Origin of the sequence: Blautia parvula (assembly GCF_020215665.1) — a bacterium.
Taxonomy (GTDB): domain Bacteria; phylum Bacillota; class Clostridia; order Lachnospirales; family Lachnospiraceae; genus Blautia; species Blautia celeris.
In genome coordinates, this window is record NZ_CP084061.1 from 4,315,510 (window position 1) to 4,334,844 (window position 19,335).

The 19,335-nt window shown below is 40.4% G+C and carries 20 protein-coding genes and 1 pseudogene; 4 read left to right on the forward strand and 17 right to left on the reverse strand.

Annotated features, from left to right (window positions below; translation table 11 throughout):
* Positions 1 to 18 precede the first annotated feature (18 nt).
* Positions 19 to 354: pseudogene (locus LC508_RS20010) on the reverse strand (helix-turn-helix domain-containing protein); the annotation flags it as partial.
* Positions 355 to 415: 61 nt separating this feature from the next.
* Here LC508_RS20010 and LC508_RS20015 point away from each other — a divergent pair.
* The 4 genes from LC508_RS20015 (at position 416) to LC508_RS20030 (ending at position 2,326) form a co-directional block, all read left to right on the forward strand.
* Positions 416 to 1,360 carry a M protein trans-acting positive regulator PRD domain-containing protein gene (locus LC508_RS20015; protein ID WP_009247031.1) on the forward strand — a complete coding sequence of 315 codons (945 nt, stop codon included), beginning with the start codon at positions 416 to 418 and terminating at the stop codon, positions 1,358 to 1,360.
* Between the two features lie 76 nt (positions 1,361 to 1,436).
* On the forward strand, positions 1,437 to 1,655 hold the full coding sequence (locus LC508_RS20020; RefSeq protein ID WP_009247032.1) for a hypothetical protein: 219 nt from the start codon (positions 1,437 to 1,439) through the stop codon (positions 1,653 to 1,655).
* Positions 1,656 to 1,687: 32 nt separating this feature from the next.
* Positions 1,688 to 1,921: a hypothetical protein gene (locus tag LC508_RS20025; RefSeq protein ID WP_009247033.1), complete on the forward strand. Its 234-nt coding sequence runs from the start codon at positions 1,688 to 1,690 to the stop codon at positions 1,919 to 1,921.
* A gap of 87 nt (positions 1,922 to 2,008) precedes the next feature.
* Positions 2,009 to 2,326 (forward strand): hypothetical protein, encoded by a 318-nt coding sequence (locus tag LC508_RS20030; protein ID WP_009247034.1) that lies wholly within the window; start codon positions 2,009 to 2,011, stop codon positions 2,324 to 2,326.
* A gap of 257 nt (positions 2,327 to 2,583) precedes the next feature.
* On the opposite strand, the gene LC508_RS20035 is transcribed toward LC508_RS20030, so the two are convergent.
* The 16 genes from LC508_RS20035 to LC508_RS20110 all read right to left on the reverse strand — a co-directional run bounded on the left by LC508_RS20035 (position 2,584) and on the right by LC508_RS20110 (position 19,321).
* Positions 2,584 to 2,874 (reverse strand): hypothetical protein, encoded by a 291-nt coding sequence (locus LC508_RS20035; RefSeq protein ID WP_009263222.1) that lies wholly within the window; start codon positions 2,872 to 2,874, stop codon positions 2,584 to 2,586.
* Between the two features lie 5 nt (positions 2,875 to 2,879).
* Complete coding sequence (locus LC508_RS20040) at positions 2,880 to 3,755, reverse strand: DUF4316 domain-containing protein (protein ID WP_009263223.1); 876 nt, start codon at positions 3,753 to 3,755, stop codon at positions 2,880 to 2,882.
* A complete protein-coding gene (locus tag LC508_RS20045) occupies positions 3,745 to 4,005 on the reverse strand; it encodes a transposon-transfer assisting family protein (RefSeq protein WP_009263224.1) in 261 nt (86 codons plus the stop codon). The genes LC508_RS20040 and LC508_RS20045 overlap by 11 nt, the downstream gene beginning before the upstream one ends.
* Positions 4,002 to 5,951, reverse strand: coding sequence for a YodL domain-containing protein (locus LC508_RS20050; RefSeq protein WP_009263225.1), 1,950 nt, complete (start codon positions 5,949 to 5,951; stop codon positions 4,002 to 4,004). Before LC508_RS20050 ends, LC508_RS20045 begins: the two co-directional genes overlap by 4 nt.
* An 89-nt stretch (positions 5,952 to 6,040) precedes the next feature.
* Complete coding sequence (locus tag LC508_RS20055) at positions 6,041 to 7,096, reverse strand: DUF5688 family protein (protein WP_009263226.1); 1,056 nt, start codon at positions 7,094 to 7,096, stop codon at positions 6,041 to 6,043.
* 12 nt (positions 7,097 to 7,108) lie between these two features.
* Entirely contained in the window at positions 7,109 to 9,220 is a 2,112-nt protein-coding gene (locus LC508_RS20060; protein WP_118393224.1) for a DNA topoisomerase 3, read from the reverse strand.
* A 75-nt stretch (positions 9,221 to 9,295) separates the two neighbouring features.
* Positions 9,296 to 10,015 carry a DUF4366 domain-containing protein gene (locus LC508_RS20065; protein ID WP_016439434.1) on the reverse strand — a complete coding sequence of 240 codons (720 nt, stop codon included), beginning with the start codon at positions 10,013 to 10,015 and terminating at the stop codon, positions 9,296 to 9,298.
* Positions 9,990 to 10,298, reverse strand: a complete 309-nt coding sequence (locus LC508_RS20070) for a DUF4315 family protein (protein WP_016439433.1) — start codon at positions 10,296 to 10,298, stop codon at positions 9,990 to 9,992. Before LC508_RS20070 ends, LC508_RS20065 begins: the two co-directional genes overlap by 26 nt.
* Before the next feature lie 19 nt (positions 10,299 to 10,317).
* Positions 10,318 to 12,585: a C40 family peptidase gene (locus tag LC508_RS20075; RefSeq protein WP_035102951.1), complete on the reverse strand. Its 2,268-nt coding sequence runs from the start codon at positions 12,583 to 12,585 to the stop codon at positions 10,318 to 10,320.
* Between the two features lies 1 nt (position 12,586).
* The gene (locus LC508_RS20080) at positions 12,587 to 15,004 is read right to left on the reverse strand and encodes a VirB4-like conjugal transfer ATPase, CD1110 family (protein ID WP_118393225.1); all 2,418 of its coding nucleotides are present in this window, start codon (positions 15,002 to 15,004) and stop codon (positions 12,587 to 12,589) included.
* The gene (locus tag LC508_RS20085) at positions 14,973 to 15,377 is read right to left on the reverse strand and encodes a PrgI family protein (RefSeq protein ID WP_016439430.1); all 405 of its coding nucleotides are present in this window, start codon (positions 15,375 to 15,377) and stop codon (positions 14,973 to 14,975) included. Before LC508_RS20085 ends, LC508_RS20080 begins: the two co-directional genes overlap by 32 nt.
* 21 nt (positions 15,378 to 15,398) lie before the next feature.
* Positions 15,399 to 16,271 (reverse strand): VirB6/TrbL-like conjugal transfer protein, CD1112 family, encoded by an 873-nt coding sequence (locus tag LC508_RS20090; protein WP_009268902.1) that lies wholly within the window; start codon positions 16,269 to 16,271, stop codon positions 15,399 to 15,401.
* A gap of 19 nt (positions 16,272 to 16,290) precedes the next feature.
* Complete coding sequence (locus LC508_RS20095) at positions 16,291 to 16,506, reverse strand: Maff2 family mobile element protein (RefSeq protein WP_009268903.1); 216 nt, start codon at positions 16,504 to 16,506, stop codon at positions 16,291 to 16,293.
* A gap of 245 nt (positions 16,507 to 16,751) precedes the next feature.
* Positions 16,752 to 18,569, reverse strand: coding sequence for a VirD4-like conjugal transfer protein, CD1115 family (locus tag LC508_RS20100; RefSeq protein ID WP_016439429.1), 1,818 nt, complete (start codon positions 18,567 to 18,569; stop codon positions 16,752 to 16,754).
* Complete coding sequence (locus LC508_RS20105) at positions 18,566 to 19,129, reverse strand: PcfB family protein (RefSeq protein WP_009268907.1); 564 nt, start codon at positions 19,127 to 19,129, stop codon at positions 18,566 to 18,568. The genes LC508_RS20100 and LC508_RS20105 overlap by 4 nt, the downstream gene beginning before the upstream one ends.
* Positions 19,130 to 19,321, reverse strand: coding sequence for a hypothetical protein (locus LC508_RS20110; RefSeq protein WP_009268908.1), 192 nt, complete (start codon positions 19,319 to 19,321; stop codon positions 19,130 to 19,132).
* Positions 19,322 to 19,335 lie beyond the last annotated feature (14 nt).

Here is a 19,335-nt window from a genome sequence, read left to right on the forward strand (position 1 = left end):
CCGCCGTTCAGGCATTTTTTATCTTCGTCCTCTCTGCGGTTTTGGATTCTTCAGCAAGTCGGATTTTTCCGCAATCTTTTTCAGCCACTTCCGTTCTTCTACTGACAGCTTCCTAAAATTCAGCTTGAGCCGTTTGCAGATAAACGCCAAGTACGCTTGTTCCGTGTCGCTGTCCTGGCTGACGATTTCACCAGCAGTTTCCAGCATTTCTTTTAGCGGGTTATCCTCTGGGATGCTGAAAAAATCGTCCTTGTGTGTTTCCCGCAGAGCAAGGGCAATCCCGTTTATGTCCCGTTGTATCACATAGCGGCAAAACTCGTCCTCATCAATATGGGCGGTGATAAGCTGTCTTACAGACTCTGATTCAATCCAGATAGCAAGGGAGTTTATCATTTCAACCAACGATAAAATAGACATGAATTTTCTTGAATGTACTTCTGCGGAATACGGATACTTTGAATATCTATTGATTCTTGCATGGAAAAGAAAAAAATATCCTCTAACTTTTGAAAAATCAGAGGAACTGGAAAGCCTCAAGCAATTATTTGTTTTTCCTGAATTAAAAAAGTACTTACAAGAAAATCTTGAAAATAAATTGAATATTTCATTTTCTGATCGTGATTATGATTACATATTTTTAGTATATTGCTGTACCAACAGCTGTGTATTTGCTGATAAATGGAAACGGGAAGATATTGAACTGGTTCATAAGATTATTTTTGCAAATGGTAAAGTGAAACACTTAATCAAAAAATTTGAGAATAAATTTTGCTTAGATGTAACGCAGTCACATGCGTTTAAATCGTCAATCATATATTTTTACAAAAAATGTTTTTTCAATCTTCATTGTATCATTCCAGATAAACACTTTTATTTGGATTCCAAGAAGGATTCGTCGAAACTCATGGTTCGACAATGCGTATCAGAAATGATTGATACATGGAAAAAAGAAAACCATATTCCTTATCCTGTTGATGCAGGGCATTTGCAGTATTTATCTTTGCAAATATTTTCTATTGTTCAGCAGTTCATGAAACCGGTACAAATTTTCATTGTCTCTGATTTAACAGCTGAATTAGAGATTTTAAAATTGTATCTTGCACGAAAGTTTTCTCGCCATAGAATTACCATCAAGCCTGTTCTTCTAAATGCTCAGGATTTATCTTTTATGTCAGAATTAGATAATAGTGTCATCATAACAAAAAAAGTTTTTGCACATCTACTTTCGACAATGGGAATATCAAAAAATAATAGTATTGTACCTATTAATATTGAGGTAAACGAATTAGATAAACAAGCTATTGTAGATGCTTTAGTAAAGTGCGAAAAAAATATATTCAGACAATATGTCTTGAAATAAATAACTTGACAAAATATATGTTGTCTGATAATATCCGAGTTAGTTGCCATTAACTTTGACTATTGGAGGTATGTATATGAACAACTCTATAAAAAGTGGATTTTTAATTTTAAGTGGAACCATCGGTATTGTAGGAATAATAATAGCAGCTATGATTTCCCCTGCAACCTCATGGGTAACACCGCCTGGAAGAATGATAGTCAGCATATTGGATAACGGCTTACTAATTCCTTTTATTTTATTTCTTATACTTTTTTTATGGGGTATATATATGTTACTGAAAAAAGAAAAATAAAGCAAAAGTATATAAATTACGGAGGAGTGTATATGCATATTTTCAAAAAAATTTTTACTATATTAGCAATTATATTTGGTTCTCTTGGATTAATGAATATAGTATCTACTGACGTTGCATTGCCATTAATGTATTTTTTTATGGGATTAACACTCCTGACAACCGCAAAAGAATTTTATGATAAAAACAAAAAGAAAGATGCCATAATCTCGATAGTAGCTGCAATTTTGGTCTATACAGCTACGATTCTCAAAGTATTTGCCTAATCCTAATAAAGTAACTCTATTTCAGTTACAAAGGCAAATCTTCAAATTCAAGAATTTTTATGAGAAAACGGCATGGGAGGTTACAATATGGAAAAAATAAGAAAAAAATGGAGTAGCATGGATTTATTTGGTAAATGTTCCTATTTGTCAGTTGGCTTATTATTTTTTTTGATTCCATTTACAGGTTTAGTTTTGGAGTCATTAAACATATCTATTATAAAATTTGAGATTATTTTGGGAATATATGTACTGAGCATTATCTGTTCTATTCTAGCAAAAAAATGGAAATTAATAATAATTGCAACTGTTGGGGCATTACTGCTATGGGCAATCACAATAGGTATTGCAGAGATTTTATGGTATTATCTAAAGTCCTGGTTCGATATAGATATTTCATATCGTTAAAAACTAATCTATGCAAGAAAATATAAGAGAAATGTTAAGGTCGTTTCAAATTTTATGTAAACTAAAAACTGATATCAGATATATCATGAGTTACTTGGGCAGAGCCGATTTTTTGAGGTTCTGCCCTTGCTTGTATTATAATGTAGCTTCCAGACATATCAAGCTTTCTCTTTATAAGCCTTTATACTTTATCACAGAATACCTTTTGTTTTCAGTTTTCCTCATGGTCATGAGATATTTTTCGCTTAAATCGTGTTTTATGAACCTTTCGACTTCTCTTCACGTGCCATTTGAATTGTTTCTAATGCTTTCTGAATTCGTTCCTTTGCATAAGGAGGTCTTAAATTCAATGATAACCGTCCCTTTTGGATTATATAGGTTTCACTCCCTTCTTTTGTTGAGTTGCTTAGATAGCAGCATTCCGGATATCTCTCTGCAAAATTCTTTAGTCGTTTCTGTAATCCCTGATTAAATGTATAGACACTATAATATCGATCTTCTTCATTTGTCAGGATAATCGTTTCTTTCTCATACTTTGACAGTTTCATAGCATCTATCCTCTCCTCCTTTCCATATCCTGCTCCAAATATCTCGGTACCGGTTTTCCAGATTTCACAGCGATTGCAATCTGTTTTTCCCGTAATCTCTTGATCACCGACTCTCTTTTCTTTGGTTTCTTTTTTGAGGATTGTTCTGATCTTTGTGCCGGCTTTCTTTCCACTCTTTTCCCTTCTGCACTTTTCAGATTGTTTACCTGGCCGTCCACCATATTATAATTTCCTTCTGTTCCGGATTCCCAGCTTCTCTCATAAGTCCCATTCTCATAAAATTTCTGATAATGTTCCAGCCTGTCTTTATATGTTTGATGTTCCTGTTCCCTTTGTTCCGGTACTTTCATAATCTCATGGAGTTTCTGTTTGGTTTTTTCATCGAATCCATTCTGACATTCCTCCATGATCATCTTCCCATAACTGTCTAAGATGATATAGGCAACCTGCCTGTGATATTCCTGATGCTCCATGAGATAAAACTGTTTTCCATCAATGATGATATCATCCGTAGCCATCCAATTTCCCGGCTTTCCACTAATGCGATAATTTTCCGTATCCAACGTGACCAATGTACCTGACGGGTTTAATCGGATGAACCCTGATAAAAGCTGTGGATAGTCTTCATTGACATAATAACAATGGATTTCCCCATTCTGATTCAGTACAAGCACATCACTGACTTCACAAGACTCTTTCATACGTTTCCATAAAGCAATCGCACTCTCCCCCGGCAATAATGGTCTGAGATCTATCTGCCGGTAATATTCAATCCGTATCGCAAGTTTCCTGCTTACCGCTTCCTGATAGGAAAGATGCCAGAGGTCTCTCCCTTCCGAATTACGGTCTACTCGGTAAACTGCAAATTGATCATTCTTCATAAGCATCATCCTCCAGGTTATTCAGATAACGATTCAGATCCAGGGAATAATAATATTTATCTTCGATCATCTGTAACTTACTGATTGCAGAGGCAATCGTTTCCAGCAGATCGTCTTCCAATGGATCTTCTTTCGCTTCTTCTAATGCCTCTAAGGTATCCTTCAAAATATCTATCGTATCTTTTCTTGTGTTTTCGTGGAAAAGAGCCACAACCGTCAATTCATCTTCTTCAAATGTTACTTTACTCATAAGCTCATATCCTCCCTTCTTTTTTGAGATTTGGTTTTCTGTATCTCTCCTTTTTCTTCTTTTGGTCTGGTTTTCTCTACATTCAGTGGCTTTTCCTCGATATATTGTTCTACACGTTTCAGGGCTTCCTGCACCAACTTGTTCTCCCTGTAAAATGGTATGGAATCTAAGATCTCTCTTTGTGATCTTCCGGCAACCATCAGATCCATCATTCCGTCATAATCACCGCCTTCCTGCAGGTTAAAACCAACAGATTTGAGCCCATTCATTCGTTCTGCAGGTATCTTCTCATACGCTTCTAAAGCTTCCGGCAAAGTAAGATCATGATGAACTTCTCCTAATACCGGAAACTCTGAACATTCTGCCGCATAGAAACTGATACAACTCGTTTGCTCTAAGATATCCTTTTTCTGAATGTCACTTTCCATTCCGAGTATCTTTTTTCTCTCTTCTACAAAATCCGGAAGTTCCTGGAATCCAAAGCGATCCACAAAATATGCTTTCATATCCCCATTCTGATTCATGATCACAACATCACTGACAGACAGGGAGTGTGCCTTATAATCAGCCGGTGGATCATCATTAAAAATACTGTAAACTGCATTCATATCTTCATTTGGCAGATACAGGCTGGAATAAACACATCGATACTGATCAGCAGTTATCGTGATCCCTTTTTCCTGCAAGTCTTCCATCCCCACAAATAATTGATCTCTTCCTGTTCCATTTTCATCTAAATGATAGATTGAGAGCCTGCATTCTTTCCTTGTAAACATCATTTCTTCAAAACTATGTTCAAACCGTTCCGGATATATTACTCGCTCTACACGTTCTTTCTGGATTGGATCTCCTTTTTCTATGATAGCTTCTACCCATCGTTCCACTTCATTCCAGGATTTTGCAAATAAATGTCCCTGCATCCTATGGGTGCCATCCGGAATAAACTGCAGATGTTGAGAATTGCTTTCTTCTTTTGCAAAACGGTATCCGGCAGCTTCTACGGCAGCAATTAATTTCTCTTGTTTCTGTTCCAGCATCATTTCTATTTTTTCTGTCAGTTCATCGATCATTTCTCCTGCTGTCTTACGGATCACATCCATAGAGGCTTTCAGTTCTCTCATTTCTTTTCCACTGCTCCAACCTGCAATATACGGAAAACTGTATTCTGACGTATCCAGTTCAAAGGCAGAGCACACACAATACGCGACTGACTCTGCTTCCACTTCTTTTGTCAGCCGGTCCTTCTCGATGCCCTGGCTTTCCATGATCTCCTTGTCATGTAACCTTGCATGTGCGGTTTCATGGATTGCTGTTTTTAAAGTCTGGCTCTGGCTCATATCTTTTTTGATCACGATTTCTTTATCCAGGTTGTGATAATAACCGTTTGCAGATCCTTCGATCGCATCGAATCGTATCGGTACTGGTGAGATTTCCCGGATTGCTTGCAGGAATAAGTCAAAATCTTCTACTGCCGCTGTCAGGATTTCAGGAGCAAGTGTCTGGATCGGCTCTCCTGTGGTCTGTTCAATATCAAATACTGTAATCGCCTTGAAACAAGGAAGTGTGACCTCCACCTCTTCCGTCTTTGGTTTTCCATCCGGACCGATCACCGGTTTCTGATCCTGATCCAATACTGCCTGCTCCTTTTTCCTTTTGATCGGCGCCGGTGCGATAATGGTAATTCCCTTCTCCCCTTTTTTTACCTGTCTGCCCATAGACTGCCAGTTCCGATATCCTGTTACTAAGGTGGCATCCGGTCTTTGCATGGCGATCAACAGCGTATTATTAAAAGAATAATTATGGAATTTTGACATGGTTTTCAAATATTCCTGATACCGTTCACTGGTAAATAATTCTGCGACTCCTGTTTCCAGGTTTTGCATGATACTGTCCATATCTTTCCCCTGTATGGGAAGTAATTTAGTTTTTGTCAATTCTTCACTCATTCATTTCCTCTCTTTCTCTTTTAAAAAATCCCCCATACAGCCGTGTGTATGAGGGATTCCCATCTTATTGTTATACGGACTCTACACTTCTATAATTCCATAGCATGTTTCTTTGGTTTTGGATGCTCCATCTTCTGCTCTTTTCCGGTATGTTCATTTTTATCAAGCTTGGCTGCCTTTTCTTTCTGACGCTCTGCAAATTTATCTGCCCTTTCAAATACCCGGTCTTTCACATCATAATGATAGACATGATCGGAAAGTCGTTCTTCCGGAGCGACTTCATTTTCATTGATCGTCTGGACCATATCCTCCAGAACCCGGTAATCAAATGCTCCATTATCCGGAATGACTAATGTTTCATGAGTGGAAGAAGGCAGAATAAAAAAGTTTCCCTGAAAGCCTTCCCCGATCTGATCCATTACTTCCGGATAAAAAATCACACCTGCTCCACCTACTGTCTGTGAGTTCGTTACAATAAACATCGGATTCTCACTTCCCATTCCATTTGAGATAACTTCTGCAATACTCTGAACAGATTCATCTTTCAGAATTGTTTCTGGTCCCATTCCCATAAGCTGCTCGATCATACTTCCCATTACCATCACATGGATGGGTCTGACATTCGGACTGTTTTCCATAGCATCTGCATGAAGCTGTTCCTCACTGATCCCATAACGCTTTAAAATATCATTCGTGATCGTCGTAGAACCCACCCCAATATCATCAATGCGGATGGCAAGATGATAGGTAATTGCCAGATCTTCTCTCATCTGGTGAGGTACGTTCTGCAGCATTTCTTCATTTTTTTCTGCCGAAGATACGCGGATGAACAGCTTCTTCTTTGCATTCTCATATTCTGTAATGCTCTTCGGATTAAACTGCTCCGGTACATCAAGCACCAGTTCCGTAATGCTTCTCAAAATGCTTCCCATAGAAATCTCTGGATCTGACTGATACATTTTGTACAATTGATTCAGATTAAAAGTGGGAGCGATTACCTGATTTTCTTTTAAGACCGTAATTCCGAGATAATTCTCATTTAATTTCTTTACCTCTTCAATTCTTACCTGTGCATCTTCATATTCAATCGGAAGAAACTGTTTGATTCCTCCCTTTACTTCGTTAACAAATTGATTAAATTCCATATTTTATTCCTCCTATTTTCTCTTATTTTTCTTCATTGTTTTTCTTTTCGGGAAAGATAATGAAAATGTCACTCTCCCGTTTTCATCGGTTTCCATATGCAGATCTGCTTCAAAATACAGATCTTTCTTTCTGGAATACAGATCCTTCACATGAACACTTCCATTTTTCAGAAGCTCAGCAGTCATCCTGGCATCCATATCCTTTTCCATGCTCTGTAAATACTTGTTTTCTTTCCAGAGACAGAAATTACATTCACGGTTACCGCAATAGAAATTTTTCTTTCCTTCATAGACCAGGCCGCCACAGACCGGACAGGTTCCCAAGCTCTCTTTTTTCTGGAACCTTCGTGTCTCTTCTTCCGGAATGGAGTCACAATGATTCAGCATCATGGAAAGCAGTTTTTCGATACCTGTCATAAACTGTCCCGGAGCCATCTTTCCCTGCTCCATCTCTAACAGTTGGTTTTCCCATTCCGCTGTCATGGTGGCAGACTTCAAGAAATCCGGTAAGATATCGATCAATACTTTTCCGTCCTCTGTCGGAAGTATCTGTTTACCTTTTCGTACCGCATACTGGGAAGCGATCAGTTTTTCTATGATCCCTGCTCTTGTTGCCGGAGTGCCCAGCCCTTTCTTCTCGGTATCTTCCTCAAATTCTTTATTTCCAGCAGTCTCCATAGCTGCAAGCAGGGTATCCTCACTATACGGTTTCGGTGGTGCTGTAAAATGTTCCGTCTTCGCTGCGGATACGTTGTAAAACTTATGATCTGCTTCTACTTTTGGAATGCTGTCCTTCCCTGCATCCGCCGGGTTTTCTATAGCAAGTCCATCCTCATTCTTGAAGCATTCTTCAAAAAGTTTCCAACCGTTCTGCTTGACCACTTTCCCTTTTGCTTTAAAAATCTCATCCTGACATCGCACTTCCACCTCTGTCTCCATGAATACATGATCTTCTTCCATTGCTTCTACGGTATGTACTGCGATCAGGAATAAAATCTTCTGTTCCCATTCTCTTAACTTAGAAAAATCAAATTCTGCAAGTTCTACCGTAGGAATGATTGCATGATGATCTGATACTTTCTTGTCATTCAGCACCTTCTTTACATCCGGTGTTTTGGGCTGGTCAAACGGTCCCAGCAATTGATATTTCTCATGGATCTTACGGATCACTTGTTTCGCTGTTTCTTCCATATCACTTGTCAAATACTGGCTGTCTGTACGCGGATAAGTGATCAGCTTCTGCTCATACAGGCTCTGCGCCGCATTTAATGTTTGCTGAGCAGTCATTCCATAGATACGGTTCGCCTCTCTCTGTAGGCTTGTCAGGTCATACAGTTTCGGCGGTTTTACCGTCTTTTCCTTTGACTCCACCTTTTCCACAATCGCATCACTGCCCTGACAGGTTTTCCACACTCTTTCTGCTTCTTCCACATCGAAGATTTTCTTCTTCTCTGCGATCAGTCCATCACAATCCAAAACCACATTAAAATATTTTTCTTTTTTGAAACCTGAAATCTGCTTCTGTCTTTCGACAAGCATGGCAAGTGTCGGCGTCTGCACGCGTCCTACTGTCAGCTTTTTAAAATATTTTGTTGTGTAAGCTCTTGTCGCATTCATACCGACAAGCCAGTCTGCCTGTGCCCGGCAAACCGCTGCTTCTGCCAGATTATGATAGGTTTCTCCAGCTTTCAGATGTTCTATCCCTTCTAAGATCGAAGAACTTTCCAATGAACTGATCCATAATCTCTTGACCGGTTTTTTACTTCTGGACAGATCATATACATGCTTAAAGATAAGTTCTCCTTCCCGTCCGGCGTCACAGGCATTTACCACAAACTCGATATCTGGGCGGTTCAGCAGCTTTTTCAAAATATAGAACTGTTCTTTCTTATCTTTGGATACTGCCAGTTTCCATTCTTCTGGGATGATCGGAAGATCCTCATACAGCCATCTGGTGAACCTTTCATCATAAGAATCCGGTGGAACATATTCTGCAAGATGACCAAAACACCAACTGACAATGCAGCCCTTTCCTTCCAGATACCCTTCTTCTTTTTTTGATGCCCCGATCACTTCTGCAATCGCTTTGGACACGCTTGGTTTTTCTGCAATTACTAAATACATAACTTATTACCTCCTTCATATAACGAAAGGAAACGCCCCAAAAATACAGGGCGTTCCACTCATTTTTTTTATTTTTTATTCATTTTCTTCTTCCCGGTCTTCAAATTCATCCTCATTGATGATCTCCAATCCGTCACTTGTTTCCAGTCCTTCCTCTTCAAAATCCTCTTCTTCCTCTTTCTTTGGCTTATAGATCTTGAAGTAGTAATAAGCTGCAACTCCACCTAACGCAAGAATAAGGATCGCTGCCATTGCTCCCATATTCGCTTGTGGCATCTTCTCTTTTTCTGGCTTTGCTATCTCTTCTTTTTTATCGGTTTCTTCGGTTTTATTTTCATCGATGACTACCTGCGGAGTGGGTGTGACAGTTGCCGGCTCTTTTTCCTGATCCACAAATTCCTTCAGATCATTTTCATCTACCTGAGATAACAGATATACATTCTGGGAGGTAGAACTACGGTCAATCACAAGATAAAAGGTATTGTTATTCTTTGTTGTGATCGTAAGGAATTCTTTACTGGATCCATTCTGGATATCATCCTGGACTTCCCCATTTCCCGGTTCTGTAAAAGCATCTTCTTTCTTCTCTGTTTTATTATTTTCCGGCAGAACCCCCTCATCTGCCGGCTTTTCTGTTTCTTTATTCTGTACCGTCTCCGTCTGTGCCGCTTCTGTATTTGTCGTCTCTGCCGACGGATCCACATATGCAAAGGCTGTTGTGGATGCAGAAAAAAGCACCATAACGCCTAACAATACTCCTGCCACTTTCTTATTCAGTTTTTTCCATTTCACCATACGGATGTCCCTCCTCTTTCTTTTCTGTAAATACAAAGGAGCCTGTTCCTTCTTCCTCAGACTCCTGGCTGACCTGAAATTTTACGGTTCCTTCCTGGATTCCATTCAGAAGATCATGCAGGGCATGACTGTCTAATTTCATTCCACGGATGCTTTTGATCATCTCATTATCTTCTTCCTGTTTCAAAGCAGCATGAAGTCCTTTGAGATACTGCTGAAGATCAGCGATCTTCTGTTCTGTCTTATGGATCTCCTCCATATATTTCTTGATTTTTTTATTCAAATCTTTCACTCTCCTTTTCTTATGGCAATCTGCCAAAACACATAAAATGTTGCTGCCAGTATGCTGTACCGATATTGGAATAATGGATCGGATCCCCACAATGGATCATCATGTTATTTCCCACATAGATACCCACATGGCTTGCTCCTGGCGTACTGTACGTTCCCTGGAAAAAGATCAGATCCCCCGGTTTTGCATCTCCCGGAGAAACAAACGTACAACTGTTTCGCAATCCCTCTGCGGTCTGCCTTCCCAGATTCCATCCGTTTCCACAATGATTGATCACATAGGATACAAATCCGGAGCAGTCAAATCCAGAAGGAGAATATCCTCCCCATACATACGGGACTCCCAGATATTTCTCAGCTTCCCGGATCATCCGGGCAAATTCTTCATCTTGTAATGCTTCCGGCGGTATCTCATAACTCATTCCGTCCGAACCGGAGCCTGTGGAGATATTTCCTATATCCCACAAGTAATTTCTGTTGCCATAGGTGGTGTTCAAAGCATTATATAAGATCATCTGTTCTTCATTCAGATTTGCTCTTGCGACTGCATCAAATCCCGTATTCCCTAAGGTAACATACAAGATCTTCTTCGTTGTCGTATTCGTTACTGTCACTTCATTGCTTCCGTTACTATCCGCAATAAACGCTTCCCAGGTCTTATGACCATGTGCGGATGCTGCACTATGATTATCATAGTAAACGTCGAACTGCACTCCATATCTTGCAAAGGCTCCCGTATCCTCTACGGTATATTCCACGCCATTCATCACAATCTTTGTTCCCATCGGAACAAATGGATCAGAAGCATCTACCGCGATCGTATGGTTTGCGGTTGGATAAACGCCACTCGCTGTAGGACCGCCTGACCATTGTCCACAACAGATGGAACAATTACAGTAACCGCTGGTAACTACGTTCCCTAAGGATTCCCCTACCCGTACTGTCTTCGTTTCTGTTACGGTTTCTGTTTTGCTTTCCGTATCCAAGCTGTACTGTGCTTCAAATAAAGCCTGTAATTCATCCTTGATATCTTCAAATTTCCAATCCCCATATTTTGCTGTCAGATAGGAGATCAGATGATAGGGATTATGAGCGATCTCGCCTACGTTGTACTGGTATTCATCATAGTCCGGATGAGTGGCTTCCATCTCATTGATCTGCTGGTTCAAAGCCGTTTCCAAAGAAACATAGTAGTTCTCAGCCGCATAGATATCTTCATCCGTTCCCGGATATGTGGTGATCTCGATCACAGAGCCGCCCCCTTGTATGGAAGCGCTGCAGCTTCCCAAAGATACTGCCACGATCAGAAATAAGAGCACAAAAATACCGGCGCCGAAAAATACAGCCCGATTCCGCTTCACAATCTCTTTTAATGCGATCTTCGCTTTCACGGTTATATTCTCAACACCGGCAACAGTTGCCGCCCCACCTGCACTGCCTGCAGTTTTTCCTGTTCTGGCAGCCCGATAGGCATCCTTATATCGTTTTCTCTGGAAAAAGCGGTTCAGAACCCTTTTCTTCTCTTCCGACCTTTTGACCGTTTCCTCCGCCCCTGCTTTTCCCATGCTGTCACTCATACCAAATTTTAACTTTTCTCCGGTTTCATCCAGATGATATCCTCTCCGGTTTGCCTTTACATCTGCACGCTGGCTCCGAAGCTGTGCATAGCGCAGACCTCTTACCGCTGTTTCGGTTCCTCTTTCTGCAAACTGAACCGTTTCCGTTGCAACATCCTGTTCCTCTTCTTCTGAATCCGATACCCCTTTTGAAATTGCATCTCTTACCGCATACCTTCCAATGGTTCTGCCCGGTTTCATCCCCGGTCCTTTTACCATCTGATTTTCCTCATCATCAAAGGATAACCTTCCGGATTTTGCCTGCTCTTTTCTCATCTGTTTCTGGATCTGCTTTTTCCGGATCTTTTTCTTCTGTCCGGTCAAGGAGTCATCTTCCGGTATCTGCGCATGTTCCCGAAACTTTTTCTTGTATTGGGGAGATTTTTCAGATACGTTTTTCTCCCCAGCTCCCTCTCCGTCTAACACAGATTCTTCTAAAATAGGTTCCTCAGATATTGCTTCTTTTCGCAAAGAGGAGTTTCGGATCTGCTTTTTTTGCAGATTCCGTTCCTCGCTTTGTCCATCTGACAGCTTGTCTTTCTTCTTTTCCCGGTCAAAAACAAAGTCCTGTTTCATTTCCAGCGGTCTGCCTCGGCTTTTATGGCTGATATCTTTTACAGAACCATCTGCCAGATTTTCTTCCGTCAGACCGTCTCTTGTCATTTTACTGACAACTTTCTCTCTTCCTTTCAGTTCTTTCCCTGCCAAGACTTCCGCCTCCTTCCTTTTCTCTTTGTTCCACTTCTTCCGGCTTTGTTGTCATGAGAGAATATAACTTCAGGGACTTATCAAATTTATCCTTAAACGGAATGATCGTTGTCCCATAAAAGAGAAGCCCTTCCCCTTCCCCGGAATTCGTAACATAAGACAACTGATACGGTGAGATATTTAATTGTTTCGCCAGGATCTGACGATCACCTGCAGCCTGGTTTAACATCAAAATAAAATCACTGTTTTCAAAAATATTTTCAATTTCCCGGCTGGAAAGGAGATCCTTTATATTCTGCGTGATTCCAGTTGGGATTCCGCCCCACTTCCGAAACCTCTTGAAGATCTCTACCGAATAAGATGCCGTCTGCTCTTCTTTTAGAAGAAGATGGAATTCATCGATATAGTACCAGGTAGATTTTACGCCACGGTTGATCGTCACCCGGTTCCACACCTGATCCTGTATGATGAGCATTCCAAGTTTTTTTAACTGCTTTCCGAGCTCCTTGATATCAAAGCAGACAATCCTGTTATTCAGCTCTACATTCGTCTGGTGATTGAACACCTTCAAAGATCCGTTGACATAGATTTCCAGAGCTGTGGCAATCCTCTGTGCCTGTGGTTCTTTCTGTTTGCGGAGACAGTCATACAGATCTCCAAGAGTCGGCATATTTTCCGGTTTCGGATCAGAAAAATAGTTCTGATATACAAGGGGAAGGCATCGGTCAATAACAGACTTTTCTTCTGCTTCAATTCCGTCCCGGCTTCCCATGATCAATTCGCAAAGGGATAAAATAAAGTCAGATTTTACTCCCAACGGATTATCATCCTCAGAATAATTCATATTGATATCCATCGGATTGATATAATCCTTACTGTTTGGGGAAATATGGATGACCTGTCCTCCCAAAGCATGAACCAATGGATAATACTCACCTTCCGGATCTCCAATGATAATGTCATCCTTAGTTGTGAAAAATACATTCGTCATTTCCCTTTTTGCCGCAAAAGATTTTCCCGATCCCGGTGTACCAAGAATCAGACCATTTGGATTTTTCGACTTCTTCCTGTCTACCATGATCAGATTATTGCTGGTAGCATTCAATCCATAATACAAAGAATCGCCGCCCATGAATAATTCCTGTGTGGTAAATGGTACGAAAATCGCTGTACTGGTCGTTGTCAACGCTCTCTTGATTGGAATATGATTTACACCAAGCGGAAGACTGCTCATAAGTCCTTCTTCCTGCTGATAGTCCAGACGCTTTAACATACAATTATATTTCTGTGCGATACCGGCTGTTTGAAAGATCGCATTTTCCAATTCCTGCTTGCTTTTTGCGGTATTTAAAAAGAGCGCTGTTACAAGGAACATACGCTCATTTCGTGACTGCAGATCTTCCAAAAGCCGTTTTGCTTCCCCTCCATAGGTATTCAGATCCGACGGAATGATATCCATATCGTACCCTGCTCTTACTGCTTTTTTCTGCTCTTCAATTTTCATTCTATTGATATCCGTTACTTTACTTTTTACCAGCTTGATCGCTTTCATCTGATCCACAGACTGAATATGAAGATTTACAATCAAGTCCTTATCAATATCCAAAAACTCTGCCAGCATCTTATCCGTCAACTCCGGAGCAAGGATCTGTAAATAAGAAACCGCCCCCATCGTATTTCCCATCTGGAAGGTTTTCCCATCCTTAAACACAAAACTGGTAGGTGCGATATAATCTTTTGTGTTTAACCCCGTTTTAATCATAGATCCATAATCAAACTGGAATTCCACTGTAGAATCCGGATTAAACGTTTCATACAGAATCCGCAGTCGCTCCTCTCCATTCAGAGGATATGCCATCACACCAAGGATCTTAAAGTTATTTAAAATATCAGACTCAATACGCTCCAGCTTTGGTTTTGCTTCCCGGATATTTTCCGCTTCAATAGAAAAAGTGATGTATTTCGTTTTCACCAAACCATTGTTTCCTCTTGCAAGCTGTTTTTTCAGCATGTTGGCATATTCCATACGGATATCATCATAAGCATCTCCCTGTGGACTGATCTTGATCACCTGCTCGAATTCCTTCATGCTGCTCTTGTGATTGATAAAACTGAGCTGAAAATGGATGCTGCTGTCAAAATAATTTAGGAAATCACACCAGTTTTCAAAGATTGCATTCTTATCTTCATTCTGTGCTAACTGATAGTTGATATCGTAAAACCGGATACATTTGGAATAGACATTTCCCTGCACCCTGCAAATACCATCCCTCCCCATTTCTTTGTAGGCAATGGTCTGTTGAACGGTAAGTTTCTTTACATCTTTCTTTCCATTCGTCTTTTTATTTGCGGTCTTTTTTCTTTTTCTTACCACCGCTTTCTCCCCCTTTCCTTTCTTCCTTTCTCATCGTTTTCTGATCTTCTCCATCCGGATCTGATTCATAATAGTTTTCAGTTTCATATTTTCTGACAGCTGGCCGGATAAATTTCACCCGGATCACATGCATCAATACGTCTTCCAGATGCATTCCATCTTTCTCATACATGGCAAACAAAAAGGCCGGCAGCATCATAAGTACCATAAGGACTGCAGCATTATTGATTCCAAGAGCATTTCTAAAGAGAAAATAGCAGGGAATTCCCATAGCTGCTCCAATACCAATACAGATCAGCTGTCTTTTTGTAAGATTAAATGCCACTTTATTCTTTACTTTCGTTAAATCTTTCGGCACACTCACATACGCCATGTGTTTCACTTCCTTTCTTTTCTAATGTGCATTAAAGATCGACTTACTGAGTGATCCTGTCTTGAACAGACTGAAACATAAGATCACCGTATATGCCATCACACCAAATAATGAAGAACTCAGATTATCTGAAAACTGGATGCCTGCCACTAATACTGCGTAAATAGCAACACATACCATCATCAGAAATGCCTGGAATGCCAGGGCAAAGAGTCCTCTGAAATAATTCGTTCCGATCTGTCCCCACTCTCTGTTGCTCATCGTTGCGAATGGGATCGGTGCAACTGAGGTATAAAGGTAAATTTCTATCATACGGACATACAAGATAACCGTAATGAGTACAGACATAATCTTCATACAGAAACTTACGATCAAAGTTTCCAATGCCAATATCACAAGTTCTCCAATCTCCATGCTTTCCAATGTAGCTGATAAATCTGTGATCGCAGAGCTGATATCAATGGATGTGTCTCCGGAAACCAGCCCTGCCGCCGAGTTTACGACGCTTTGTCCTACATCAAAGACTGCCATCGTAATGGTAAATGTATTGCTTACCAGATAAACGGCGATCCACATTTTCACAAAATATTTAAAGAACATCCATGTATCAATATCATGCATGTTATTACGTTCTGTCAGCATGGAAATCAATTCATAACACAATACAAAAGTTATGATGATGCCTGCAATCGGCATGATGACCGAATTCGACAATCCTTCGATCATACTAAAGATACTGCCATTCCATCCTTGTGGTGTCTGTCCAACCTGGCCCGCAATCTCACTTGTCTTCTGATTGACATCCGTAAACATACGGTCCAGGTTAGAACTGATCATACCTGTTAGAAGTTCCCTCATCCATTCCTCAATCGCATCAAAAATTTGACTGAACATGGATCTCTACTCCTTTCCTTTAACCAAATAATCCACTCAAAAGCGGAATTAACTGTGTACCGATCAGGATCACACCACCGCCACTCATAAGCTGCTTAATTCCCTGTGATTTTGCACCAGGATTATCATTACCGTAACCTTCCATCAGGTTGATGACTCCCCAGACACCAAGACCTGCACCAATCGCTACGACTAATGTCTGTAAGATTGTAATTGCACTTCCGAAAAATCCCATATTCTTTTCTGAATAAACGCTGCTTCTATGGTCTGTCAGCGTTTCCTCTCTCCTTTCCCTATTATTCAGACCTCTTTTTTTACCTGTTTTCTTTGCAAGGTGATCTTATTTTCATCTTCACTTTCTTCTCCTTTCTGCCTGATCATCAGGACTTTTTCTTAAAAAAACGCAAAAAAGAGCACATAGATGGATATCTACATGCACTAACGCTTTTTATTCTGTTTTCATATATTCTTCGTGCTTTTCTATGATATATTCTGTTCTGCTTCTTTCACATCCTCTTCTGTTACATTTACTTCATACACCTCAAATTCTGTATCCTGTGAAAATACCAGCTTATGCTCCAGATATTTTTCCACATCAAAAGCATTTCTTTCATCTTCATCCGCAAGTTCCTTATATCTCTTATGCTTTGTGATATCATATTTGTTACTGAGAAATGGCCGTACGCCCCGAAGCTGTAAGATACATTTATTTCCATCCATTACAGCCAGTTCATCCCGGCTCATCAATTCTTTCCCTGTCTTCTGATAATTCAAACCATAGGACTGGCTTGTCCCTCTGGTATCAGAGGTATTGTAAAGATCGATGGTCTCTTTTCCCAGCGTTTCCGATATCTCCTTTAACGTGGAGCTTTCTTTTCCTCCAAGAAATAATACGGTATCGCAATTCCCTGTGATAGTTTCAGCAGCATCCTTATAAATGGTTTTTAACTGGCTCTGCGACTGTAAAATAATAGAGGCGGAGATTTCACGGCTTCGGATCGTTGCGATCAGTTTATCAAATTTGGGGATCTGGCCGATATTACTGAACTCATCCAGCAGTAATCGCACATGGTACGGAAGTCTTCCACCATGCTCATCATCTGCTTTATCACAGAGCAGATTAAAAAGCTGTGTGTACATGATCGCCACCACAAAATTGAATGTATCATCGGTATCACTGATAATCACGAACATTGCTGTCTTCTGATCCCCGATCATATCCAGCTCCATTTCATCATAAGACATGATCTCCCGAAGTTCCTGGATATCAAAAGGAGCAAGTCTGGCGCCGCAGGAAATAAGGATCGACTTCGCTGTTTTTCCGGCAGCCAGCTTATATTTTCGATATTGTCTGACTGCAAAGTGTTCCGGATTATCCGCCTCCAATTCTTCAAACAGTTCATCAACCGCATTCTTAAATTCTTCATCTTCTTCTCTCGTTTCACTGGCATTGATGAATTCCAAAAGAGTAGAAAAGTTCTGTTCTTCTTCCGGCGCTTCATACCAAATATAACCGATCAGAGCAGAATACAGAAGGCGTTCCGCTTTCACCCAGAAATCTTCCGTAGATTTTTCTCCTTCCCCCTTCGTATTTGCGATAATGGTATTCACAAGTTTGAGGATATCTTTTTCACTACGGATGTAATGGAATGGATTGTAGTGCATCGACTTTTTGAAATTGATCGTATTCAGCACCTTGATCCGATAGCCTCCATTTACTAGCATCTTTCCACATTCTACAATGATCGTCCCCTTTGGATCTGTCACCACATAGGATACATGATCTGTCATTTGCATAAGTTGAGGCTTTACATAAAACCTTGTTTTTCCAGAACCTGATCCTCCGATCACAATCACATTCTTGTTTCTGGCATATTTAGGAGCTTTCGGTCTGCTATTCATCGTAAGCCGTTCTGTTTCGGTCAGAATAATATTGTTCTCAAATACCGGATCTTCAAATGGTTCGATATCTTTCCGATTTCCCCACCGGGCTGATCCATACTCCTCTCCATGCCGGAACTTCTTTGCATTCTTCGCTTTATAATACAAGACGATTCTAAAAATAAGTGCTACGATCACACCTCCCAGCAAATCTTGTAGATAAAAGCTCGGAAACCAGTTGGCAAATGCCAATGGAAAATTCATCAGCATCACACAGATTTTTTCAATCATACTACGTCCCATACAATGACGATAAAGCCAAAAGCATTTATCTGCAAGATAGAAGATGATCAGATACGGAATGCTTAATATCACCACTCTCTTCATCTGGATATTCTGCATCTTTTCCCGGATCATCGTTCCTGTCCTCTGACTTTCTGTCTTGTTTTTACTCTCTGACGTTGTTTTGCTTTTCTCTCCTTTGTCTTCTGTAGTTTCTTTCGGACAGAAGGTTTTTTCTTTTTAGACTGATCCATCTCTATACCTGCATATTCTTTAAAAGCAGCCGTCATCACATCCACATCTTTCGATTTAAAAAATACCAGATACAACGGCGGTTCCACACGGGAATCCTTTTTCAGACTATAATCAATCCCATATTTTCGGGCTACCCGGTCAAAAGACTTGATATTTTGATCTGTGATCTGGATATTCGTAAGCTGCGCTCCCTGTGCGATCAGTTGCTTTATCGTCTGCTTTCCATGAGGCTTTTTCATCTCCTGTCGTTTTCTTTCTTTTTCTCTGCCCTTTTCCTGTGCTTTTCCTGTTTTGACAGCCTGTTTTACCTGTACCCGTTTCTGTTTCTGTCTGCTCATTCCATCCAGAAATTTTCTCATAGATGCCTTTAACACACCGGTACTCATCCGGGTTGTCTGGACACACAGAGCTATGATTTTTTCATTCACTTCATCCTGCAATTAACCACTTCCTTTCTTTCCTTGATCCTTTGTGGGAAGCAAATAATAGCACTGCTTCTCAATGCATCCCTTTTTTCTTCCTTCCCACCAATAACAATATTTACAAGACCAGGGTTTTTCTTCACTGTATTTTCTCCCCGGCATTGCTGCATTTGGTTCCACGATCAGGTTCTTATCTCTTCTCCTGTCCATCCTCATGTTCCTCC